This is a genomic window from Acinetobacter sp. YH01024 (assembly GCF_013420195.1).
GTDB classification, from domain to species: domain Bacteria; phylum Pseudomonadota; class Gammaproteobacteria; order Pseudomonadales; family Moraxellaceae; genus Acinetobacter; species Acinetobacter amyesii.
This window is the reverse complement of record NZ_VOYQ01000015.1, coordinates 55,544-80,009: the sequence shown is the minus strand read 5'-3', so window position 1 is coordinate 80,009 and position 24,466 is coordinate 55,544. Positions and strand designations below refer to the sequence as shown.

General features: G+C 41.0%; 23 protein-coding genes and 1 pseudogene. 14 read left to right on the top strand and 10 right to left on the bottom strand.

The genetic code is table 11. From position 1 onward, the window contains the following. From tuf to rimI, 3 genes and pseudogenes are all read left to right on the top strand, one after another. Positions 1–269, top strand: a pseudogene (gene tuf, locus FTT88_RS08725) (elongation factor Tu); the annotation flags it as partial. Between the two features lie 218 nt (positions 270–487). After that, positions 488–1,369: a metal-dependent hydrolase gene (locus FTT88_RS08720; protein WP_078193116.1), complete on the top strand. Its 882-nt coding sequence runs from the start codon at positions 488–490 to the stop codon at positions 1,367–1,369. Between the two features lie 117 nt (positions 1,370–1,486). Continuing rightward, positions 1,487–1,945: a ribosomal protein S18-alanine N-acetyltransferase gene (rimI, locus tag FTT88_RS08715; protein WP_180004229.1), complete on the top strand. Its 459-nt coding sequence runs from the start codon at positions 1,487–1,489 to the stop codon at positions 1,943–1,945. 85 nt (positions 1,946–2,030) lie between these two features. Here the strand turns inward: rimI and FTT88_RS08710 are convergent, their stop codons facing one another. The 3 genes from FTT88_RS08710 to trxB form a co-directional block, all read right to left on the bottom strand. After that, the gene (locus FTT88_RS08710; protein ID WP_180004231.1) at positions 2,031–2,846 is read right to left on the bottom strand and encodes an arginyltransferase; all 816 of its coding nucleotides are present in this window, start codon (positions 2,844–2,846) and stop codon (positions 2,031–2,033) included. Between the two features lie 21 nt (positions 2,847–2,867). Beyond that, positions 2,868–3,599, bottom strand: a complete 732-nt coding sequence (gene aat, locus FTT88_RS08705) for a leucyl/phenylalanyl-tRNA--protein transferase (RefSeq protein WP_180004233.1) — start codon at positions 3,597–3,599, stop codon at positions 2,868–2,870. 111 nt (positions 3,600–3,710) lie between these two features. Next, on the bottom strand, positions 3,711–4,664 hold the full coding sequence (gene trxB, locus FTT88_RS08700; protein WP_180004235.1) for a thioredoxin-disulfide reductase: 954 nt from the start codon (positions 4,662–4,664) through the stop codon (positions 3,711–3,713). A gap of 253 nt (positions 4,665–4,917) precedes the next feature. On the opposite strand from trxB, the gene FTT88_RS08695 reads away from it, so the two are divergent. Continuing rightward, positions 4,918–8,031, top strand: a complete 3,114-nt coding sequence (locus tag FTT88_RS08695) for a DNA translocase FtsK 4TM domain-containing protein (RefSeq protein ID WP_180004237.1) — start codon at positions 4,918–4,920, stop codon at positions 8,029–8,031. A gap of 42 nt (positions 8,032–8,073) precedes the next feature. Here FTT88_RS08695 and FTT88_RS08690 read toward each other — a convergent pair whose 3' ends face one another. Continuing rightward, the gene (locus FTT88_RS08690) at positions 8,074–8,970 is read right to left on the bottom strand and encodes a LysR family transcriptional regulator (protein WP_180004318.1); all 897 of its coding nucleotides are present in this window, start codon (positions 8,968–8,970) and stop codon (positions 8,074–8,076) included. Between the two features lie 104 nt (positions 8,971–9,074). Here FTT88_RS08690 and FTT88_RS08685 point away from each other — a divergent pair, with 104 nt between their 5' ends. Continuing rightward, complete coding sequence (locus FTT88_RS08685) at positions 9,075–9,977, top strand: AEC family transporter (protein WP_180004240.1); 903 nt, start codon at positions 9,075–9,077, stop codon at positions 9,975–9,977. A gap of 77 nt (positions 9,978–10,054) precedes the next feature. Here FTT88_RS08685 and FTT88_RS08680 read toward each other — a convergent pair whose 3' ends face one another. The 6 genes from FTT88_RS08680 to FTT88_RS08655 form a co-directional block, all read right to left on the bottom strand. Continuing rightward, positions 10,055–10,342: a PA4642 family protein gene (locus FTT88_RS08680; RefSeq protein WP_067766167.1), complete on the bottom strand. Its 288-nt coding sequence runs from the start codon at positions 10,340–10,342 to the stop codon at positions 10,055–10,057. A gap of 286 nt (positions 10,343–10,628) precedes the next feature. Continuing rightward, positions 10,629–10,901 (bottom strand): cell division topological specificity factor MinE, encoded by a 273-nt coding sequence (gene minE, locus FTT88_RS08675; protein WP_078190039.1) that lies wholly within the window; start codon positions 10,899–10,901, stop codon positions 10,629–10,631. Positions 10,902–10,903: 2 nt separating this feature from the next. Further along, positions 10,904–11,716: a septum site-determining protein MinD gene (gene minD, locus FTT88_RS08670; protein WP_067670152.1), complete on the bottom strand. Its 813-nt coding sequence runs from the start codon at positions 11,714–11,716 to the stop codon at positions 10,904–10,906. A gap of 65 nt (positions 11,717–11,781) precedes the next feature. Then, positions 11,782–12,501, bottom strand: coding sequence for a septum site-determining protein MinC (gene minC / locus FTT88_RS08665; RefSeq protein WP_180004242.1), 720 nt, complete (start codon positions 12,499–12,501; stop codon positions 11,782–11,784). Positions 12,502–12,626: 125 nt separating this feature from the next. Then, complete coding sequence (locus FTT88_RS08660; RefSeq protein ID WP_373683051.1) at positions 12,627–13,691, bottom strand: preprotein translocase subunit SecA; 1,065 nt, start codon at positions 13,689–13,691, stop codon at positions 12,627–12,629. A 15-nt stretch (positions 13,692–13,706) separates the two neighbouring features. Next, positions 13,707–14,630 (bottom strand): acyltransferase, encoded by a 924-nt coding sequence (locus FTT88_RS08655; RefSeq protein ID WP_180004244.1) that lies wholly within the window; start codon positions 14,628–14,630, stop codon positions 13,707–13,709. 247 nt (positions 14,631–14,877) lie between these two features. Here FTT88_RS08655 and FTT88_RS08650 point away from each other — a divergent pair, with 247 nt between their 5' ends. From FTT88_RS08650 to FTT88_RS08610, 9 genes are all read left to right on the top strand, one after another. Next, positions 14,878–15,510 carry an OmpA family protein gene (locus FTT88_RS08650; RefSeq protein ID WP_180004246.1) on the top strand — a complete coding sequence of 211 codons (633 nt, stop codon included), beginning with the start codon at positions 14,878–14,880 and terminating at the stop codon, positions 15,508–15,510. Between the two features lie 137 nt (positions 15,511–15,647). Further along, entirely contained in the window at positions 15,648–17,687 is a 2,040-nt protein-coding gene (locus FTT88_RS08645) for a UvrD-helicase domain-containing protein (RefSeq protein WP_078193107.1), read from the top strand. A 64-nt stretch (positions 17,688–17,751) separates the two neighbouring features. Beyond that, the gene (gene dut, locus FTT88_RS08640; protein ID WP_111885270.1) at positions 17,752–18,204 is read left to right on the top strand and encodes a dUTP diphosphatase; all 453 of its coding nucleotides are present in this window, start codon (positions 17,752–17,754) and stop codon (positions 18,202–18,204) included. Between the two features lie 562 nt (positions 18,205–18,766). Continuing rightward, on the top strand, positions 18,767–20,191 hold the full coding sequence (locus FTT88_RS08635) for a phosphomannomutase/phosphoglucomutase (RefSeq protein ID WP_180004248.1): 1,425 nt from the start codon (positions 18,767–18,769) through the stop codon (positions 20,189–20,191). A gap of 10 nt (positions 20,192–20,201) precedes the next feature. After that, a complete protein-coding gene (gene argB, locus FTT88_RS08630) occupies positions 20,202–21,110 on the top strand; it encodes an acetylglutamate kinase (RefSeq protein WP_078190033.1) in 909 nt (302 codons plus the stop codon). Between the two features lie 209 nt (positions 21,111–21,319). Further along, positions 21,320–22,168, top strand: a complete 849-nt coding sequence (locus tag FTT88_RS08625; protein WP_111885279.1) for a class II glutamine amidotransferase — start codon at positions 21,320–21,322, stop codon at positions 22,166–22,168. 263 nt (positions 22,169–22,431) lie between these two features. Further along, on the top strand, positions 22,432–22,887 hold the full coding sequence (locus FTT88_RS08620) for a bacteriohemerythrin (RefSeq protein ID WP_078190032.1): 456 nt from the start codon (positions 22,432–22,434) through the stop codon (positions 22,885–22,887). A gap of 142 nt (positions 22,888–23,029) precedes the next feature. Continuing rightward, positions 23,030–24,112 carry a hypothetical protein gene (locus FTT88_RS08615; RefSeq protein ID WP_180004250.1) on the top strand — a complete coding sequence of 361 codons (1,083 nt, stop codon included), beginning with the start codon at positions 23,030–23,032 and terminating at the stop codon, positions 24,110–24,112. Beyond that, complete coding sequence (locus FTT88_RS08610) at positions 24,112–24,438, top strand: RnfH family protein (protein WP_180004252.1); 327 nt, start codon at positions 24,112–24,114, stop codon at positions 24,436–24,438. The genes FTT88_RS08615 and FTT88_RS08610 overlap by 1 nt, the downstream gene beginning before the upstream one ends. Positions 24,439–24,466 lie beyond the last annotated feature (28 nt).

The following is a 24,466-nucleotide window of genomic DNA, read 5'->3' as shown; positions in this document are numbered from 1 at the left end:
ACGCAGAAGTATACGTACTTTCTAAAGACGAAGGTGGTCGTCATACTCCATTCCTTAACGGTTACCGTCCACAGTTCTACTTCCGTACAACTGACGTAACTGGTGCGATCGCGCTTAAAGAAGGCGTTGAAATGGTTATGCCTGGTGACAACGTAGAAATGTCAGTAGAATTAATCCACCCAATCGCAATGGACGCTGGCTTACGCTTCGCGATCCGTGAAGGTGGTCGTACAGTTGGTGCGGGTGTAGTTTCTAAAGTAACTGCATAACCACTAAATGTGTGTAAAAAAGCGCCTCTTTGAGGCGCTTTTTTTTATGCTTATTCAATGTGATAGGGAAATTGTCTGACAATATTTTTTTAAAGCTGTCCTTTAGTGATAATTCACAGTCCTTAACTGAAATAATAACAATTAAATAAAACCGTAATATGAACTCAAGAAAACCAATAAAAAGTTTGAGTATTTCATAACTCAAAAAGGAGTTAGGCATGAACGCTAAAGTAAAGATTACTAATCGAGCAGGTGCAAGTTTCCCTGTACGTCGCATGAATTTTGATTTTGATGCGGTACCAGAGTACTGGATGAATGGCTCAGCAGGTTTGACACATTTTATGACCGCATTATCTGCTTTATTTCCAGCGGGTGAAATGTTCTTTATTGATAGTGTGCGTGCCGTACGTAAACACCCAGCAATCGCAAATAATGAAGCCCTACAAAAAGAAATTAGTGCTTTCATTGGTCAAGAAGCGATGCATACGCAAGAGCATGAGGGTTTTAATGCTTCTGCACAAAAATACGGTCATGATGTCGAAACACTTGATAAGGCAACGGGTCGTGTTATCCAAGGTGTGCGCAAAGTCTTTGCACGTATTGGTAAACCTGTTGGCATTACTCAAGAAATGGTGGATCTAACCGCAACCACGGCACTTGAGCATTTCACTGCAACCATTGCTTCACAGTTATTAGTTAACCCGCATATTCAAGCTTTAATGACAGATGAAACCATGAAAAATATGTGGTTGTGGCATGCGATTGAAGAAAATGAACATAAAGCCGTGGCTTATGATGTTTTTGAAGGTGTCTTTGGTCAGGGAATAAAGGCCTACGCACTCCGTACAGGTTCATTGATTGGCGCAATGGTGACTTTATTCTTCGTACAAAGTTATTTTGTCGCTCGTTTATTAAAAGAAGATAACAAGCTTAATTTTGAAGCATTAAAAGATATTTATACCTATGGTTATAGCCCTTCAAAAGGCATCATCACTGGTATGGGGAAAGAAATGCTGATGTATTTTAAACCCGGTTTTCACCCGAATGATTTAGATACTTCAGGTTTGTTAAAAACGTGGAAAGCATATTTGGGTCTCTAATCACAGCGCTGTGGTGACTTTTTCAGAAGGGCGATGTAAATCGCTCTTTTTTTTATTCAACTTTATAGACAAACTTTTTATAATGCGCATACCCTAGCTATAGAAAGATAAACGAAGATGATTCGTTTGATGCAAGACGCTGATGTACAGCAGGTTTACGATATCGAGCGCCGCGTACAAAGCCATCCTTGGACCTTAAAACAATTTCAAGAATCGATTGCTGCCTATCAAAGTACGGTGATTGAGCGACAAGGAAAAGTTGTAGGTTTTTGCATTTTACAACCCGTTTTAGATGAAGCAAATTTATTGTTAATGGCGATCGATCCGAGCCAGCAAGGCAAAGGATTAGGTTTTCAATTACTCGATGAATCTATTGCCTTACTCAAAAATAACCCCATTCAAATCTTCTTAGAAGTGCGAGAAGGTAATCAACCAGCGATCCGTTTATATGAAAAAGCGGATTTTCATCAAATCGATTTGCGAAAGAATTATTATCCAAATGCCGATGGAACTCGTGAGCACGCCATTATTATGGTGAAGGCTTGTATTGATGATTTTGCAGCTTTATTTAAATAAAAGCGGTGAAGCGTCATCAGATTTAAAGAAAGCATTCGTGAATAAACGAATGCTTTTTTATTGAAGATCTTTTGTTTGATCCCTTTTATTTAATAATAGGATTATTCCAACCTGAAGGTAAGGTGGTCATCAGGGAATCCCCCAGTTGGCTAATTTCTTCTTGGGTCAGTGGTCGATTGAGTCGACGCCATTGTCCATCAAGCAGAAGTTCCAGTGGAATGTACTGAGATTTATAATTCATTTTTTGCGAATCTGGCACCCAATAGCCCAAGTAGACATATTGCAATCCAAGCTTTTGTGCATGCTCGATTTGTTTCAGAATGGCAAAAGTCCCTAGTGAGCGACGGCTTTCATCAGGATCAAAAAAGGTATATACCGCTGAAATACCATCATCGAGTGGATCACAGGTAGATACACTGATTAGTTGCTCATCCAACCACAGCTCTATAAAGAAACTGTCAGTGCAGCTATTAATTAAAAATTTTTCAAATTGATCTTGGCTAGGTGGGTACATATCACCATCAGCATGCCGCTCATTAATGTAGCGTTCGTACAGCGCATAATGCTTTGCATCGGCATCTTGAGGGCGGCTAATTTTCACCGTTAAATCTTGATTCCGTTTCCACGCTTTTTTTTGCACGCTGTTCATTTGAAATTCATGAACAGGAACGCGAGAGGACAAACATTGGCGACAAAGATGACATTCAGGGCGATAGACAAAATCACCACTACGACGAAAACCCATGCGGGAAAGTTCAGATAATGTGACCACATCAATACGATGGACCGGGTCCAAAAAGACCATCCGAGCAGATTTATTTTCTAAGTAGCTACAATCATGAGGAGGCGTGATGTAGTACTGTAATTCGTTCAACAGGGACTTCGGTTGATAGGAATTCATCGTAATATCCCTCTTTTATTGTCATGCGCTGAGACTTGCCCATTGCGCTATTGTTTTACTTGAAAATACACTGTCCTGATACTTTTTCCAATCGATAGAGGGTTGTTTAACAACATCTTGTAACGAATTAAGGTATTGTTGGCGAGAAAGTGTACTCGCACCTAAGCTTAAGAGGTGATCGTTGACCAATTGGCAATCAATCCATGGCAACTGATTCTCTTGCCCGATGAGCATTAAGGTGTAAAACGCCATTTTAGAGACATCTGTTCGTGTACTAAACATAGACTCGCCAAAGCAGCCATGACCAATATTGACACCATAGAGGCCACCGACAACGATCTCGTTTTCCCAAACTTCAATGCTATAAGCATAGCCTGCGTCAAACAGCGCAGAATATCCCTGAATAATATCTTCTGAAATCCATGTTTCATTGGCATAACTACGCGGCAAAGAACATGAGCGAATTACAGTTTCAAACGCATGATTAATGGTGATCTTATAGTTCATTTTTTTCATGGTGCGTAATAAGGATTTGCTCGGACGATAGTCCTGCGGTTGAATAATGCAGCGGGGTTCAGGACACCACCAATAAATCGGATCACCTTCACTAAACCACGGGAAAAGACCATGGCTATAGGCTTCAAACAATGTAGAAGGAGAGAGGTCAGCACCGATGCAAATTAAACCTTCACCATCAGGATCGCATTCAACTGGATCGGGGAAAGTAAATTCAGAAGGAGGGAGTATCGGCATGCCAAGCTTCTTATTGAGGTATACGGATATTTATCATACATAAAAAAGCCGACCATCAGGTCGGCTAATTTTTTAAAACTATTTAGCTAAGCAAATGAATGAAGCAAAAGATTATTCGCCGAGTGCATCAAGGTATTTTTCAGCATCGAGTGCAGCCATACAGCCTGAACCTGCAGAAGTAATCGCTTGACGGTAGATACTATCGGCAATATCACCTGCAGCAAATACACCCGGAATAGACGTTTGTGTTGCATTACCCGCAGTGCCGCTTTGAACTTGGATATAACCATCACGTAAGTTCAATTGACCATCAAAAATACCGCTGTTTGGCTTATGACCAATTGCAACAAACATACCAGTCACATCAACGTCTTGTGTTGAACCATCATGTGTTGATTTGATACGTACAGAAGTCACACCGGTGTTATCGCCAATGACTTCATCCACTTGGTGATTCCAAATGATGCTGATTTTGCCTTCTTTTTCTTTAGCAAAAAGATGATCTTGAAGGATTTTCTCTGAACGTAAAGTGTCGCGACGGTGTACAAGAGTGACATGAGAAGCAATGTTTGAAAGATAAAGTGCTTCTTCCACAGCAGTATTACCGCCGCCGACAACCATAACTTTTTGGTTTTTATAGAAGAAGCCGTCACATGTTGCACATGCGCTCACGCCTTGACCCATATAAGCAGCTTCAGATTCAAGACCTAAATATTGTGCAGTTGCTCCTGTACAAATAATCAATGCATCACAAGTAAACTCTTCCATATCCCCTTTAAGTACGAACGGACGAACATTGAGGTCAACTTCGTTGATATGGTCATACACAATTTCTGTACCAAAACGCTCAGCATGTGCTTGCATTTGTTCCATTAGGGCAGGGCCAGTTAAGCCTTCTGCACCACCTGGCCAGTTGTCTACTTCTGTCGTTGTAGTCAATTGACCGCCTAATTGAATACCTGCGATGAGTGTCGGTTTCAGGTTCGCACGAGCAGCGTATACCGCAGCGCTATAACCTGCAGGACCAGAACCTAAAATAATTAGACGTGAGTGACGAGCGCTCATCCGTAGAATCCTTTTTTTATATGATAATTTGTGGAATTATACGTCAAAGTTTGAAACGATTGTGTGAGATTAAAGTCGATATTATTGATCATCGAAATCGTTTTGAGCTATATAGAAGAAAGTTAACAACTATACTTAAATTATCTTGCATCTTTTTTATTGAACAGGTGCATAATAACAGGTTTAGATTCAGCCCATTTTTGTTGTGGGTAATGACAAAAACATTCATGAAGAATTGGTTACAGGAACGTATATGACAGCGGTGTCGGGTGCATATGCACAGCGCTTAATAATGACTTTATTCCTTGTTTCATTTGGGATATATCTGTTCCTTGCAACAGTCACATATACGCCATTTGATCCGGGATGGATGCATTTATCCAGTGATACTCAGCAAGTTTCAAATGCCAGCGGCGTCGCAGGTGCATGGATCGCTGATTTACTCTATGGATTTTTAGGTTGGGCAAGTCTGCTGATACCTGTCTATTTATTTCTCGAAGCAATTCAAGTGTGGTGGCCACGTAGTTTTCTAAACCGTCCATTTCGCTATGCCGCTCAGTTCTTTATTTTACTGGCAACTTCAAGTTTACTTTTCCTGTTTTGGAATGTCCCTGAAGATACTTTAGAAAATGCATCGGGCGGGATCATTGGCTATGAACTGGGTCAAAGTCTTGAACAAATATTAACGGTCTATGGTGCAGCAATATTTCTTATTGCATTTTGGATCATGTTGTTCACTTTGGCCTTTGGCATCAAGTGGAATAAGACATGGGCAACCATGAAATCCACACCAGCTTATCTGCAAGATTTGTTCTATCGCAATGTGCCTGAAGGCGACACCGCATTTGACCGTACAGTACCAACGACTAAAAAAGATAGTGCTGCTGCGCATGCATCAAAAGTGGTTGCACCAGTAACACCAGCCGACGAACATCATGCGGTCGATGTCGATCCTGAGGTACGTGATCGCGTCGCTGAACGTTTATTTGATGATATTGCCGATAAAGAATGGGCAGACAAAGAATGGAACGCACAGCATTCATCTGCGGTAGATTTGGCAGAGACTGCTACGCCATCTGATGAAGATTTTGAACATACCTTGGCGAAAGTGCATCAGCTTGAACAAGATCAACAACGTGTTGTTGCAACAGGTGAAGTTTGGCGCGCATTACATTCCAATGATGACCAACGTCATAAACAAGATATTGATGCTTTACTCAAAGCTGCGGAAGAAGAGCAGCCTGCCAATCAAACTGAATATTTCAACAAAACAGCAGATGTGCATTCGACTTCTCCGACAGAAGCAGTGCCAGCGGCTAAAAAATCAGTGGATTGGGATGATGATGAAATCTTTGATGAGCTACTTGCGGCTGTTCCAAATAGTAAAACAGCGACGGATGTGCATAGCCCATTTAATACAGCTCAAAATGAAAGTCCAGCAACGCATTCAAATGAATTTGCTACAGGTGCTGCTGCCACAGTTGCAGGTTTAGGTGTAGCTGCTGCACAGATTACACCGCTGACCACACCGAAAAATATCAGTGCTGAAACTGAATTTAATGATCTCGATGATTTGCTGGTTGAAGAAGCAGAGCCAGCGATAGAACAGTCACAGCCAGTTCGTACAACCAGTAGTTATGCGCAATCTACGCCTTTGGTTCGTGCTGAAATTAATACGCAGCCGCAGACTTTTGTATCTGATGATGAAAAAGCCTTAATCAGCTCGAATAAAGATGCTTTCCGTGAAGTGTGGCAAGAAACGGCGGGTAAACCTGAAGACATCGATTTAGATCTCGAAGATGATTTTGACTTTGATGCGCCTTTAACTGATGCTTCTGGTCGTCCAATGTCACGTGCGATGCAAGTGGCACAAAAACGCTTGGATTTACCGACTTTGCCGGGCTTGGAAATCTTAGATCCTGTAGATCCGAACAAGAAAGTCAATTTCACTGCAGAGCAATTGTCTCGCTTGTCTGAACTTTTAGAAATTAAACTGCAAGAGTTTAATGTCAAAGCCAAAGTTGTAGAGGCACAGCCGGGACCAGTCGTAACACGTTTTGAACTTGACTTGGCACCTGGTGTGAAAGCGTCTAAAGTCACCAATATTTCACGTGACTTGGCGCGTTCGATGTCTATGGCTTCTGTACGTGTGGTGGAAGTTATTCCGGGTAAACCGTATATCGGGATTGAAGTCCCAAATAGTTCACGTGAAATGGTTCGTCTTATTGAGCTGTTAGAAACGCCGGCATACCGTGATCCAAATGCCTTACTTAGTATGGCGATGGGTAAAGATATTTCGGGTAATCCTGTCTTGGCCGATTTGGCGAAAGCGCCGCATATGTTGGTGGCAGGTACTACAGGTTCTGGTAAGTCAGTCGCAGTCAATGCCATGTTGCTATCGATGTTGTTGAAATACACACCTGAGCAACTGCGACTCATCATGATTGACCCGAAACAGTTGGAACTTGCCAACTATAACGATATTCCACATTTATTAACGCCTGTTGTAACCGACATGAAAGATGCGGTGAGTGCATTGAACTGGTGTGTCAATGAAATGGAGCGTCGTTATAAGCTGATGTCCTTGATGAAAGTGCGTAAGCTGACTGACTTTAACCGTAAAATTGAAGAAGCAATGGCCAATGGTGAAGATCTGATTGATCCAACTTGGAAGCCAGATGACTCTGCAACCCAAAGTCGTGCGCCACGTTTACAGTCAATGCCGTTGATCGTAATTGTTGCCGACGAATTTGCTGACATGATCATGCAAGTGGGTAAAAAAGCCGAAGAAATGATTACCCGTCTTGCACAAAAATCACGTGCAGCAGGGATTCATTTGCTGTTGGCGACACAGCGTCCAACCGTAGATGTGGTGACGGGTTTGATCAAAGCCAATATTCCAACCCGTGCTGCGCTACGTGTGAACAGTAAACTGGATTCACGTACTATCTTAGATGCTGGTGGTGCGGAAGACTTACTGGGTCATGGTGATATGTTGTTCCTCGGACCGGGTAAAATTGAACCTGAACGAGTACATGGCGCGTTTATTTCAGACGATGAAGTGAACCGTATTTGTGATGCATGGCGTGAGCGCGGTGAACCGAATTATGTCGATGAAATCCTCACGCCTTATGATGAAGAGCCGACATCTCGCGGTTTTGAAGATGGTGATGGCGGATCAGACCGTGATGCGTTGTATGATCAATGTGTTAGTTTCGTTTTAGAAACACGTAAAGCATCGACGTCATCTTTACAGCGTAAATTCAGTCTCGGCTATAACCGTGCTGCACGGATTATTGATCAGATGGAAGAAAATGGCATCGTCAGTGGGATGGGGCCAAATGGTAAACGAGATATTTTGGTCTAAGTCCTAAAACAAAAAACCTGCTTCGGCAGGTTTTTTTTATTTTTAGATTGTGAACTCTTCTTGGTAGAACATGGACTGGGCCAGTTCGATAAAAGCTTTGCAGGCCGGGCTCATGAGTTTTTGATTTTTTACGGCGAGTCCAATCTGCCGTTGGGTATTTGGAAAGAGTGGACGTTTAACCACATGTGGATGTAGCGCCAACAGCTCAGCAGGCATAGCCATATCCGCAACGATAGCAATCCCTTCCTGTAAATTCACCATGTTTAAAATGGTTAACAGTTGCGACATTTGATAGGTAATTTTAGGTTGTATGTAGTGTTGTTTAAGCAGTTTTTCGACATGGGACTGGCTGCCCGCACGGGTCATAATAAAGGGGTAATTTTGCAGGTCTTGGATATTTAAATGACTGTGTTTGGAAACTGAATAACTATCTGGAATCAAGGCAATGAAAATGTCTTGAATTAACGGGAAGGTGAACAGCTGCGGCTTAGGGAGTACGGCAAAACCCACATCAATCTGACGTTCAGAAATCCAACGAGACACTTCTGCATCGGTACCTTCTTCGACATAGATCTCAATGTGCGGATAGCGCTCTCTATATGCCTTTAATAGCTCTGGAAGCAGATGAATCGAACTAGAAGAACCAAAAGAGCCAATTCTCAGCGTTCCTTGTTGAATACCATGTGCGGCATGCACTTCTTGTTGCATGATTTGCGTTGTATTGAGTACTTCCTTTGCGTGTAGTAGAAGTTGTTGGCCGATATGTGTTAGGGCAATAGCGCCTTGTTCACGGCTAAATAAGCTGACATTCCAATGTTGCTCTAAACACTTTAGGGCATGAGAGACAGCTGACTGAGTAATTCCCAGCTGTCGAGCAGCGAGAGTAAAGCTTTGTTGTTCTGCGACTTTAATAAAAATTTCAAGCTGAGAAAATGTCATTGCCATGAGTAATTACTCATTTTGTTATGAGTCTAGATGAGGATTATATTGTGCTACATAAATGGTTAAAGATGAAATAGCTTGTTTATTTCAAGGCGTACAGCATGAATATCGTCGTCGCATTGTTTCCCCTCGTTGCATTAATAGCGATGGGCTATATGCTTAAATACACACAGTTTGTTCAGGATGAATTTTGGGCAAATTCAGAAAAACTCAATTACTACGTTTTATTTCCTGTGCTGCTATTTTTGAATGTATCAGCCGTGCAATTGGATATGAACACTGTTTCACGAATGTTGACAGTACTGGTTGCGGGCACCTGTTTGATCAGCATCGTGTTGTGGGGGATCAAGCAGTTTATGCATATCCCCGTGCAGCGTTTTGGCGTGTATATCCAAAGTCATATTCGTTTTAATACCTATATTGGCTTGTCATTAATGGGGGCGCTGTTTGGCTCAGAAGGCATGCAAATGTTTGCCATGTTAATTGCCGTTGCTGTGCCCTTAGTTAATATTATTTCAGTATTGGCTTTTTCAAATTTAAGTGTGAAGCAATTGGGGCAGACCTGTCAGTCCATCGCAAAAAATCCCTTAATTTTAGGCTGTGTGGCAGGGGTATTGTTTAATTTATCAGGCTTGAGTCTGTTTAAAGGCTTACCTGAATTATTAAAAATATTGGCAGCCATGAGTTTACCGCTCGGACTACTTTCCGTTGGGGCAGCATTACAGTTTCAGCAAATGCGCGCCGATCTACGTCGTTTAAGTTTAAATACGATAGGGCGCCTCATGTTAATGCCATGTATGGCTTATCTATTGAGTACATGGATGGGTTTGACTGATTTTGAACGGATGATTTTAGTGGTCTTTTTTGCTTTGCCGACGGCATCATCGTCCTATATTTTGACACGCTATTATCAGGGCGATTCACAACTGATGGCGGCGATTATTAGTGTGCAAACCATTGGTTTTGGCTTGATGTTTCCATTGCTCATGTTGACCGTGCATTGATTATGATGATATTCAATAACGCCGGTATTAAATAAGATAAAAAAGCCCGCATCATGCGGGCTTTTTGGTACTCGAAATTAAGCAAATTTTGCCAATACTTCGAGGAAACCTGCGCTTTGACGTGGGTATTGAGCAATCACGTCATGAATACGCTGACCTTCAGGATTAGTTGCGTTCACATCACGGCCATCGGCAACGAATTGAGTCAAAAGACGCTCATAGTCATTTGGACGCATATGTTTGAAAGCATGGTAAAGCACGTGAAAGTCGCCATTCACTCCTTCAGGAGGAAGCTGAGTAAGGTAGGCAAATACACGCTCATCTGACCATTCTTCGTTGAACGTTGCTGGCTGAGATAATGCCATCGCAATCTCCTTGCTGGTTTAAAAATACAAAAAGGCAAAAATGAGTACGCAAGTAAAATGGTTTTATTCGCCATCTCTAAGTTAAGCGACTCATTTTATGGTTGGATCAAAAGTTATTTTTTATCCCGTTTACTCGAAGCAAAGCTTTTGATCTAACACAGGAATAAAACTAATCCAGCCCACTCGAAGCAAAGCTTCTCGTCTTGCGGCTGGGTAAAGCAGCGCTTTACTGATCCAGCCTCACATTTTGCCTTGATTCAATTTACTTGGCTAATCAGAATTCAGATTAACGTTCTTCAGGCAAATTGATATTCATTTCAAGCATTTCAATATTCGCTTCAGAACGAACAGACATTTGAATATGTTGCTCATCTACACCACGAACATAGCGATTTACCACTTGCATGATTTCTTTTTTCATCATGTCGATTTTGTCTTGGCTAAGGCGTTTACCTAAACCATTCTCAGATGCTACGATAACTTTTAAACGGTCTTTTGCCGTTTGTGCGCTTGACGGTTTCTCGTCGCTGCTAAAAAGTTTGCTCCAGAATCCTGCCATGATTACGCTCCAAATAGACGTGCTAACCAACCCTTAGGTTTTACCGTAATGTGACGGTAAGGGCGCTCTTCACCAAGGAAACGTGCAACAAGGTCATCATACGCTTGGCCAGCCGCTTCTTCTGTAAACAGAATCACTGGTTTACCTTCGTTTGATGCTTGTAGAACGCTTTTACATTCAGGAATAACACCTAAAGTCGGTACGCGTAAAATATCTTTTGAAATGTCATCAATCGTCAACATCTCTTGTTTATCCGCACGTTCTGGATTGAAACGTGTAATACATAGATGCTTACGGATACGACCTTCGTTTTGTTCTACTTTTTTGGTTTTGCTGTCGAGCATACCAATAATACGGTCAGAGTCACGTACCGAAGAAATTTCTGGGTTCGTCACAATGATCGCTTCATCAGCATGATACATTGCTAAAATTGCACCACGTTCGATACCCGCAGGTGAGTCACAAATAATGTAATCGAACTCTTGAGAAAGTTCGTCCATTACACGAGCTACACCTTCATCTGTTAACGCGTCTTTATCACGTGTTTGAGATGCTGGCAGAATGTAGAGATTTTCAATATCTTTATCGCGAATAAGCGCTTGTTGTAATCGAGCTTCGTTATTCAATACGTTTACAAAGTCATATACAACGCGGCGTTCACAGCCCATGATCAAGTCAAGGTTACGTAAACCCACATCAAAGTCGATCACAACAGTTTTGTGGCCGCGAAGGGCTAAACCTGTTGCAAAAGATGCGCTTGTAGTTGTTTTACCTACGCCACCTTTACCTGATGTTACGACAACAATTTTCGCCACCGAATCCACTCCTGTTATGGTTTAAATCCCCTTTTTTAATTAGGGGTTTGGTGATTATTTATACATTAAAATTGCAAAGCTTCAAATACTAGCTCTTGCTGGTCATTCAAATAAATATGTACTGGCTGTTTGACCACACGAGGTGGAATGTCATCAGCGACACAGTAAGTCCCTGCAATTGAAACCAATTCAGCTTCTAATGAATGGCAGAAAATACGTGCAGCCGTGTTCCCACCAGCTCCGGCAATGACTCTACCACGAGCACTACCATAAATATGTATATTTCCTGAAGCAATTACTTCTGAACCGCTATTAATCCCAGCATTAATAATGATATCGCCATGGTCTTGGACTAAACATTGACCTGTACGCAAGATTTCATTGTGATACGACGTGGCATGACGAATGGTTGGTACTTCGACTGCAGCAATTTTATCTTCGGTTTTTTCTTCTGCAGGCGCGGGTTCTTCAACCACTTGTTCGCGTGTCGGTTTAACTTGTTGTAGTTTGCGATCCGCAGGAACTACGGGAAATTGGATAGCACGTGCTTGGTCAGATAGCGGACCTTCAGTGACACCAATCGGTTGAATTTCAATACTAATAAGCAGTTGAATCAGTGCAATTAGTTCTTGATCAACCGTACTTTCAATCACGGCTAATGTTCCGGGTGGAAAAGCCTTTTGGAACATTGGAGTAAGTTGCTGGCGGATCGCATCATGATCATTGGTATCGAGGTGAATGCGAATCGCATTGACCATTTTGCCTTTTATCCGTATATCAGCCATATTGAATCCTTGAGACTTCTAACTATTACTTTTGTGCCGAAGTAGTTATGTTGTAAATAGAGCAAATCCTAGAACAATTTGCATGAATACTCTAGCGGAGTTCGCAATTATTTTTGACTAAGTGTTTATTCTGTAGCTTGGTCCTGCTCCTGCATAATCTGCTGCCACTGTTTTACTTTCACTTGCTTACGAATAGCTTCTAGACTTTCAAAAACCGCAGAGCGAACCAACTCATCCAGCTGGGCATTATTTTCGATTTCAATACGGCTAACACGCTGTGAAATGTCTAAATATAGATTGGGTTTCTGAGCCGTCGATGTATTGGGATAAGCCAACGGGGAAATTAAACCTTGGGTAATATTTTCACCCAAACGTTGCCCGATACTTTGAATCTGCTGTTCAATGCGGCTGCCAACGATTGGCACTAAGCGCAATAGCTGCGTGAGTTCTGGGGTGTCTTCGATGGCCTGACTGACGATTTGTCCGACGTTTTTGGCGATCAATTCACGTTCAGCACGGAGTTCTTTGCTTAAATTTTCTTGCAAAATTTCGGCCAAGACTTGGGTAAATAATTCGCGGTGATGCTGAACGACATTGCTAATCAAATCTTTATGTGTGGTACTGGTGTTTAACTCATGTCTAACTCCATCGAGTACGGTGAGTACCACTCGATCTGACAGTTCTTCCATCACGACTCGATAGTAGAACAATGCCTTTTTCTGCCATGCAGAAGGCACGATTTGATAGCCCATTTCATACAGTCGATAAGCAATAATGCCCGCACGAAATAAACGCAGGAAACGTAAATGCGGCACAATAGCTAAAATTTCGTACCAATGTATAAACGGGAAGAAGAACCAGCGCTGATGGTGCTTGTTGATGATGGCAATCGCCCAGCGCACCAACAATTCTACAATCAAAAAGATAATGAACCACGCTTCGGTAGTAATCACCCATGGATGTAAATGTTCACGGTAAAAACTCAGCACATCGGGCAGGTGGATACTGTTAAAGAACCAACTGCCAAGATTGCTCATGAGGAAAAAGTTCATGCACAGGCAGAACAAGTTAAAAACAATAATAAACACCATGAATATGTCATAAATCAAAAACAGTTTGAATGACCAACTGTTTGGATTGACATGATGATATTTAGATTTCTTGTTTTGCGGCATGCTGTTCTGCGACATAAAACTTCTTCTTAATTATTCAGTAACTGAGTATTTAGCTTTCATACGAGTAATGAGTTGGTCTTTCTCCGTCCACAGCTCATCCACCCAATGCTGAAATTTTTCACGGAATTCTGCATCATCTTCATAGTTGCCGCCATGCACCCACGTTGGAATTTCAATTTTACGTAAATCCACGGTGATACGTGGAACTTCACCTAGCCAAAATTCGCCATAACCTGGTGCACCATTTGGATAGACGATGGTCATATCTACGAGAGCATCAACTTGATCCCCTAAAATATTGAGTGCCAGTGCTAAACCACCCGCTTTTGGCTTAAGAAGGTTTTGATACGGTGACTGCTGCTGCGCATGCTTTTCAGGGGTAAAGCGAGTGCCTTCCAAATAGTTCAGCAGGGTAAAAGGCTGGCTCAATAACTGTTCACAAGATTTACGCGCTTCTTCCATATCTCGATATTTAAGTTCAGGATTTTTCGCGATTTGTTCTTTGCTATGACGTTTCATCATTGGGAAGCCTAAAATTTTAAAAGCTTGTCCAACAAATGGAATGAAAATGAGTTCCCATTTGGTAAAGAAACGCGTCAGTGGCATACGGGTTAAACCAAAATATTGGTTAACTGTTGTATCGACCCAACTCTGATGGTTACAGGTCATGAGATAGCGACCATGCAAATTTAAGTCGAGGCCTTCATCGATGGTGATATCCCATTTTGTGTTGGGTAAAACGTGATCAATTAACCAGTTATTGACCGTGAGCCAACTGTTGGTAATTTTTATGTTGGTTTCATCAACCTTTTTTGATTTTTTAAAGAGTTTGGTTAGACCAAGGGCTAGTACAGGAGGACCATGGAAAAAAGTACTGCCTGTCATAACTGAACCGACGGTAAGTCCTTTGCTAATTTTTTTTAGTGTCGGTTGCTTATTTGTTTGAGATGACATATAAAAAGTCCTAGCGGAAATTGTCCAAATAATGATTGATTCTAATAAATATAGTTCGAGTTGATTAAATAAAAAAGGGCATCTGCAGAACTGTGAAGAAATTGTGATGGAATTAACAAATAAATCTCGTATTCATATTACAAATTGTAACTAAACGTTTTATTATTAACAAAAAATCAATGGTTCAGCCATTTGTTTTACTTCATCATTTCAACCATACAACAAAACACAAAGAAGGAGGCATGCAATGCGTGCACTAGTAATTTCGGCAGTAGTTGGGGCAATGGCACTTACTGGTTGTCAAAACATGGAATATGACAAAGCAGCAATCGGTACTGGTCTAGGTGCTCTTTTAGGCGCTGGTATTGCTTATTCTAATGCTGATAAAGACAAAATGGGTCAAGCAGCTGCAATTGGTGCTGTAGTTGGTGGTGGTGCAGGTCTTCTTCTTGATAAGAAAGAACAACGTCTTAAACAAGAATTGGCTGGTACTGGTGTTGACGTAGGTCGTAATCCAGATGGTTCGATCAACCTTGTTATGCCATCAGTAACTTTCGCAACTAACTCTTCAACTATTCAATCTCAGTTCCAATCTGCGTTGAATGACGTTGCTAAAGTATTGCGTGAAGACGGTACTGCAAACAAACTTGCAATCGTTGTACACGGTCACACAGATAACACAGGTTCTGATGCGATCAACAACCCACTTTCTCAAAACCGTGCAAACTCAGTGAAAAACTACCTAGCGTCTCAAGGTATTTCTTCAACTCGTATTACTGCACGTGGTTACGGTTCAACTTCTCCAGTAGCGGATAACTCAACTGCTGCAGGTCGTGAACAAAACCGTCGCGTAGAAATCTCAGTTTACGAAACTAAATAAGTTTTAGTTCGAAACAAAAGGCCACCCTCGGGTGGCTTTTTTTATGGCATTTTTAATGACCGATAAAATACATTTTGCATTAGGCAAGATCGTTTCAGATGACTATAATCATCCTCGAATTAAAAAGAGGAAAGACTATGTCACTGGCAAGTCAGTTGAACGACAAGCAACTTGAAGCAATGAAATACACTCAAGGACCCTTGTTAGTACTTGCAGGGGCAGGTTCAGGCAAAACATCGGTTATTACCCGTAAAATTGCCTATTTGGTGAAGCATTGTGGTATTCCTGCGCACCGTATCACCGCGATGACCTTTACCAACAAAGCCGCGCGTGAAATGAAAGAGCGTGTGACGAAGCTGATGAGCCGTGAAGAGGCAAAAGGGCTGTCGGTTTCTACATTTCATAACTTCGGGCTAAACATGCTCCGTTTGGAATTAAAAAATACACCGTTAAAAAATAACTTTTCTATTTTAGATGCAGATGACTGCAAACGCATTTTGATGGACTTAATGCATCGCGACAATTTATCCGGTGCAGAAAGTAAAGAGCTGATTGCCAAAGCCATGAAAATGATTTCAGATTGGAAAAACGATCTGATTCCACCTGAGCAAGCGCATACCACTTGTGAAACAGCAGAAGACGTTCAGTTTGCACATCTGTATCAACTGTATGAGCGTAATTTACGTGCCTACAATGCTGTGGATTTTGATGATTTGATTGTCATGCCGACGCGCTTATTACAAGAAAATGCAGAAGTGCGTGATCGTTGGCAGAATCGAATCCGCTATTTATTGGTCGACGAATATCAAGATACCAACACCGCGCAATATATTTTGGTGAAATTACTCGTGGGTGTCATGGGACAGTTCACCGCGGTAGGTGATGATGACCAATCGATTTATGCATGGCGTGGTGCTAAGCCTGAGAATATGGCTTTATTGAAGGAAGATTTCCGTAATCTGAAAGTGATTAAGCTTGAGCAAAACTATCGCTCGACCAGTCGTATTTTAAAAGCTGCCAATACAGTTATTGGCAATAACCCACATATTTTCGATAAAAAGCTTTGGTCAGATAAAGGCCATGGTGAAGTGATCCGCGTGATTACTTGTCGTAATGACGATGATGAATCAGAACGCGTCGTAAAAGACTTGATTACGCACAAGCTGATGAACGGTAAAAATTGGAAAGACTACGCCATTTTATACCGTGGTAATTTCCAAGCACGTGCTTTGGAGACACAGCTACGCCAAATGCAGATCCCGTATAAATTATCGGGTGGTCAGTCTTTCTTCGCTCGTGCTGAAATTAAGGACTTGATGAGCTACTTACGTTTGATCATCAACCCTGAAGATGACAGCGCATTCTTACGAATTATCAATACGCCAAAACGTGCGATTGGTCCGGTGACTTTGGAAAAGCTTGGCTTATTTGCGCAGGAAAGTAATTTATCCTTACTCAGTGCAGCAGGTGACCAGCGCTTAAGCATGGCGATTCCGAAAAAAGCCACAACCCAATTGGCCGAATTTGCGGACTTTATTTCGACCTTTACTCGTGAATTATTAGAAGATGATGAACCTGTTCCGATCATTCGTCGCATGATGATTGAAGCAGGTTATATCGACTATGTTAAAGAATCTGCAGCTACACCTGCGCAGGAAAAAACCAAACTGGATAATATTGAAGTGCTATATAGCAGTATTCAAAGTTTGATAAACCGCGCTGAAGATGTAGATGAAAAGAACATTGAAAGTGTGATTCGTAAAATGGTGCTGCTCGATATGTTAGAACAGCAACAAGAAGAAGAAGACACCGATAAAGTCAATTTGTTAACACTTCATGCGTCGAAAGGTCTGGAATTTCCATTCGTTTATTTGATTGGTCTGGAAGAAGAAATTCTACCGCATAAAAACTCCATTGCTGCCGACACGGTTGAGGAAGAACGTCGACTGATGTACGTAGGGATTACTCGTGCACGTCAAGGCTTAACTATGACTCTAGCAGAGCAACGTAAAGCCGGTGGTCAAATGCGACAAATGACACCAAGCCGTTTCTTGGACGAACTGCCACAAGATGAATTGGAGTGGTTAGGCCGCAAGAAAAAGCTGGCAGGGGATATCGATCCTAAACAGCAAGCACAGCATTATTTAGAAAATTTACGCGCGCTGATTAAGCGTTAAAGCTTAAAGCGTAGAATATTTTATTTATTTTTTGAAATTCGTTTTATTGAAACAGGAATGAACCATGAAAGTTCAAGTTAAAGTTCTCGACACACGTTTAGGTACGGAATGGCCAATGCCAACTTATGCCACAGCAGGTTCGGCAGGTCTTGATCTCCGTGCATGTGTAGAAGAAACCACCGTAATTGAACCGGGTCAAACTGTTCTGGTAAAAACAGGCCTATCGATTTATATCGAAGATACTAACTTTGCAGGTTTAATTCTGCCACGTTCAGGCTTAGGTCATAAACACGGAATCGTGTTGGGTAACTTGGTCGGTTTGATTGACTCAGACTACCAAGGTGAATTGATGGTATCTGTTTGGAACCGTAGCCAAACGGCATTTAGCCTAGAGCCGGGTGAGCGTTTAGCACAATATGTTTTAGTGCCAGTTGTACAAGCTCAGTTTGATATTGTAGATGAGTTTGAAGCCACTGAACGTGGTGCAGGCGGTTTTGGTCATACAGGTAAAAACTAATCAGCGCGAGACTTTTGATCCAGTGTGTTGACAAGTAAATGCCTACAATCAAGTAGCTAATAAAAACCATCCTCGTGATGGTTTTTATTTAAATTTTAAATTTATTCATAATATCTAGATTTTTATCGTGAAAGATTATGGTGCCTACCAGAGAGTGTTGAATTCTGATGAACTTAATACGTTTATACTTTTGAATGACATGAATATCTGAATCAATGATGAGTGATTTTATTTTGATCAATTTACTATATGTGTACAGAGTGGATTTTGAATATAAAAAATCTTGGAAAAGTAAAAATTTAATTAGATAAAAGAAAATAAGCAAGTTAATTAAATGTAACTCAAAGATTTATTTATGAAAATAATCTTGAAAACAAGAAGTAATGTTAGATTGTTGTCAGATTTTTGGTCAGTGCTTAAATATTATTAATTGATTATTAACTAAAATTGTTATAAAAAAGTTACACTTTTTTACAGGATTTTATCCTTTAATTAAAAGCTTAAATTCTCATGAGAATTTTAGATTTTTTAATTAATAAAGATGTAATTAGAAGAACATAGTATGGGTTCACTGTTTAATCACTTTCCGCAACATATTTTTCGTGCATATGATATTCGTGGGAAAATATCGCTATTAAATGCTGATTTAGTTCAGTCGATTGCTTACGGCTTAGTAAAACAATATTTAGATGCAGGTCAAAAGAGCCTTGCTATTGGCTATGATGCGCGTTTAACCAGTCCAACCTATGCAACAATAATTCAAAAAGTCTGCCATGATGCTGGCCTTGAAGCGGAAATTATTGGCTGCTGCTCAAGCCCGATGTTGTATTTTATTGCGGGACAATTTCAAGGCAATGGCATTATGGTGACGGCGAGCCATAATCCAAAATCAGATAATGGTATCAAGTGGATTATCAAAGGTGAGCCACCTTGTCCAGAGATGATTCAACACGTCGCAGTCGAAGCACGAAATTGTTTCTCATCGGAACGTGTGCATTTGATGACTAAACTTGAGCCACACGAAATCAAGCCTGAATATTGTTTGGCTTATCAAAAATTCATTTTAGATGACATTCATTTACAGCAACCGCTTAAAGTTGTGATCGATGGCATGCATGGTTCAGCTGGGCATTGTGCAGCCTTATTATTAAATAAATTAGGCTGTGAAGTTTTGGCATTACGTTGCCAAGCTGATGGACATTTCCCTGATCATGCTCCAGATCCATCACAGCTCAAACATTTAACCCATCTCCGCCAAGCCATACAGCTACAAAAAGCCGATATTGGCATTGCTTTAGATGGTGATGGTGATCGTTTAGTGCTGATTGATGAAACTGGCAAAGTCGTTTCTGCAGATCGATTATTGTGTTTATTTGCTGAAATTTGTTTGACTCAAAAACCACATGCAGAGGTGGTATTTGATGTGAAATGTTCAACAATGATTCGGGATACCGTGTGTGATCTAGATGCGCAGCCTATCATGATTCGAACGGGCAGTAGTTTCTTGCGAAAGTATATTTCCCAATCTAAAGGCAAAGCGGTTTTTGGTGGTGAATACGCAGGGCATTATGTTTTTAATGACGGTCGTGGTGGTGGATATGACGATGGTCTATATGCTGCCTTAAGGGTCTTAGAATATATTCAAGCTCAGGGACTGACATTGTCAGAAGCTTTGGCGAAATATCCGGAGCGCTTTAGTACCGAAGATTTATATGTCAGTACGCATCAGCATGATCCAGCGGAAGTTTTAAAGCAGGTTGAAGCTAATTCTGCGCGAATTCCGGCACAAATCAGTAAAATTGATGGAATACGCCTTGATTTTGATGATGGATTTGGCATCATTCGAGCATCGAATACAGGTGAGTATTTCACTTTACGCTTTGATGCCAACTCATCAGCACGCTTAAAAGAAATACGAGATCTGTTTGTTTCCATGTTAGTTGAGCACTATCCAGACATTGCTCATGACATTCCAGATGCTCAATAAGGAGAGGCAAATGCCACATCAACATACTGGCATCGACAAAGCACAAATCCTGACGGAAGCTTTGCCGTATATTCAACGTTTTGCGGGTAAGACGCTGGTAGTGAAGTATGGTGGTAATGCCATGACGGATCCTGAGCTTGAGAGCTCATTTGCACGTGATATCGTGCTGCTGAAAACGGTTGGTTTAAATCCGATTGTGGTACATGGCGGTGGTCCACAAGTGGATTCATTCCTCAAACAATTAGGCCGTGAATCAGATCGTATCGACGGTATGCGCGTGACAGACCCTGCAACGATGGAAGTTGTTGAGATGGTCTTGGGTGGCAGCGTGAACAAATCGATTGTGAACTTAATCAATAAACACGGTGGCCGTGCGATTGGTTTAACCGGTAAAGATGGTAATTTGATCCGTGCGCAAAAATTATTGATGGAAAAAACAGCCGAAGATGGTTCAGTAAAACAGATTGATTTAGGTCTAGTTGGCGAAGTGGTTGGTGTGAAAACTGACGTACTTGAAATGTTTACCCAAAGCGATTTTATTCCTGTGATTGCACCATTAGGTGTAGACGAAGACGGCAACACCTATAACATCAATGCTGACTTGGTTGCAGGTAAAGTGGCTGAAGCATTGGGTGCGGAAAAGCTAATTTTATTGACCAATATCACGGGTGTTTTAGACGAAAATAAAAATCTGCTGACTGGGTTAACCACCCAAGAAGTCGATCGTTTGATTGAAACTGGCGTAATCTATGGCGGCATGATTCCGAAAGTTGGCTGTGCATTAGATGCAGTCAAAGGCGGCGTAATCAGCGCGCATATCGTTGATGGTCGTGTACCTCATGCAACATTACTTGAAATCTTTACAGATCATGGTGTGGGGACTTTAATCACCAATCGAACCAATGTGAAAAAAGCTTAAGATACTTAGCATTTTTTGATATAAAAAAGCCTCTTTTGAGGCTTTTTTATTATTTATCAGTTGGCTAAGTGACATTTGAAAAGATCAAATAATGTATTTGCCCTGTTGGATTATAAAAACTCTTACAATGGCGCCGATTTTAGATTTACAACAACTAAAACTGTCATGCACAATAGAGAAATCATAGATTTACTGCTGAAATGATCGATATGTGCCAGCTGCTCGGAATGAATTGTGCGACTCCTACCGATATTACTTTTTCGTTTCGGGGATTTTCGCAGCGAGCAGGAATTACCTCAGATCATTGTGATGGCTTTGGTATCGCTTTTTTTGAAGATAAAGCATGTCGTTTATTTGTCGACAATCAATCTGCTGTAGAGTCTCCGATTGCTGAGCTGATCCGAAACTACCCGATTAAATCTCGCAATGTGATTGCACACATTCGTAAAGCGACACAAGGCAAAATTAATCTTGAAAACTCACATCCATTTAGCCGTGAATTGTGGGGCAGACAGTGGATTTTTGCGCATAATGGCGACCTGCATGGCTTTCAGCCTGAGCTCACGGGGCGCTTCAGCCCCGTCGGTAATACCGACAGTGAATTGGCCTTTTGCTATTTGCTCGAGCAAATGGTGAAACGTTTTGGTTATACCGAACCAACACTCGATCAGGTATTTGATCTGCTATTGGAAATTTCTCCGAAAATTGCAGAACATGGCACCTTTAATTTTTGTTTGTCGAATGGGCAGGCGCTCTTTAGTTATGCGATTACCAAGCTGCATTGGCTGGTTCGAGAGTTTCCATTTCAGCCTGCACAGTTGATTGATATTGATGTTGAAGTCGATTTTAGTGAAGTCACTACGCCTGAAGACCGTGTTGCCGTGATTACCACTGAACCCCTAACGCAAAACGAAGTTTGGACAGCATTTGAGCCGGGTGAAATGATTTTATTTCAACATGGTCGTCCAATTCGTGCTGCAAAGACGGTTGTTGAACGTTTAGAACGTGAGCGGCTGGACCCATCTTTAAAACGTGTCACACGTGCAGATCAGTATTAATTTTGAATGAAAGATATTCATTATAAAAATGAATATCTTACACTTTATTGAATTAAGGGTGTTTTCTAAGATATTGAATTGATTAAAAAATATCTTAGCTTTATACTCGGGATTAAATAAATTAACATAATAAAAACAATTGATTACAATATAAATGGCAGTATTTCAATTAAAACCAACCTTTTTACTTCATTTTTATTTAAGTTCTTTAATTATATGATGAAATTTACGTGATAAGTCCTTCATATTTATAGGTGGTCGTAATGAAAATGAAATGGGTTCCAGAATACAATACTGGTATCGATGTGATTGACGATCAACACAAACGGATTCTTGACTACATCAATGAAATTGATGGCATTGACGCAAATACAGATCGTGATCGTGTAAAACAAATTCTGGAAAACATTATTGATTACACGCAATCACATTTTACCTTCGAAGAATCTTTACAAGAAGAAGCGGGTTATAAATATCGTGTGCCACATAAACGCGTACATGATTTATTTATTAAAAAAATTGAATCTTACCGTGACCGTTTTGAAATGGGGCATGCGATTGAAAATGAATTACATGAAGTGCTTTCAAAATGGCTGATTAACCATATTCAGCACGATGATGCTGATTATGTCGGTGCGGTTAAAGAAAATATGATGGGTATCATCAAAGAAAAAGAAAAGAAAAAAGGCAAAAATTGGTTTGCACGTTTCTTTTCATAACCTCAAAAAATGAAATAAAAACAATTAAATTCTAATAATATCATTTGCGCAGCAAATCACCTTTAAGGTGATTTGCTTTTTGTTTTTGATTTTCAAGGCACAGCAAGGCAAAATAGCGCTAGAATTTTCAAAGGAATTTGTCATGCAGGACAATGCGATGTCGAAATGGTTATCGCCACTGATGGCGTTCTGTTTATCTTTTATCATTATTGCAACTTTAGCACCGGTAACAGGTATTCAAATTGAACGTCAGCTAGATTTCTGGCTGTTGTGGCTAGGTACAATGCTTATTTTAGCTTTACCGCTATGTTATTTGGAAATTGCTTTAGCAAAACGTTCAAAAATTACAGCAGTTCAAGCACTGTCTTCGCTAACACGTGATGCGGATGCTTCACCCAAATGGCGTATAGTCGGTTGGCTTGCCGTAGTATTTATTCCATTTTTAGCAGGTGCCATGCTTTCAGCCGCGTCGCAATATGTGGCAATTTTTACAGCTAATGGCTTTGCCTATAGCATTATTTTGGCTGTCCTTGCGGTCATTGCATTTGCATTGTCGTTTGTACCACGCCAATTTTTAGTGATTTTGACCGCTATTGGTGTGATTGCTGCAGTAGTTTTAGCGAATGTTATGGGAACTGCCTTACCAGAGTGGAAAATGACTGCGCTCGAATTTAGTGAGTGGGGCAATGCAACTGTCTTGGCGCTCGTAGCAAGTGGTTTGGGGATGGGCTTGTATTGGCAGTCAAGTTTACCAGCCGTGAAGCAACAAGAGATTGCAAGCAAAACGGTATTTCCGATTTGGATCGCTCAACTTTTGGCAGTGGTTGCTTTTGCCTTTTTCGCAGCAAAAGCACAAGTATCTGCTTTAGCACTGGTTGTGGGTTTAGTCGCAGCTTCAGCATTGCTGATTCAAATGGCACGTGAACAATTACAACAACGCCAATTGGCCATAGTGGTGCAATGGGCGATTTTATTGGTTGCGGTTTTTGTATGGGCACTGAGCACTGTTGTTCCAGTATTTAATATTGCCTTGTTGATTTGGGGCTTAATTATTTGTCTGATTTATGCGATTTTCGCAGGTTGGATTATGAAGATTAGTCATCTACGTAAGTCAATGAACTTCAGTCATGAAACCTTTTATAATATTTGGCGTATTGCTGTACGTATCGTAGTGCCCTTGTCAATAATATTGGCATTGGTGGCTGTGATTGGGCAGTTATTCTAATGACAGCTCAGTTACAAGTGTGGGTGGCTTATGCGAGCGTGGAACAGCAGATATTAATTCCTCTAATCTTTAATCCCGGTATGACGGTTGAAGATGCTATTGTGCAAAGTGGCATTCGAAAACAAGTAGATTTACCAGAAGTATTAACACTAGGAATCTTCGGGGCGCGTGTAAGCGATTCATCTCAGTTACTTGAAGCAGGTGATCGTGTCGAAATCTATCGTGCATTAACCATTAATCCGAAAGATATTCGTCGTAATCGCGCCAAGAAAAATCCCGTTGGTCGTTATTGTCGAGGCAATCGTTTCAAACAATTGTACTTATAAAAAAAACCCCTAAATTTAGGGGTTTATT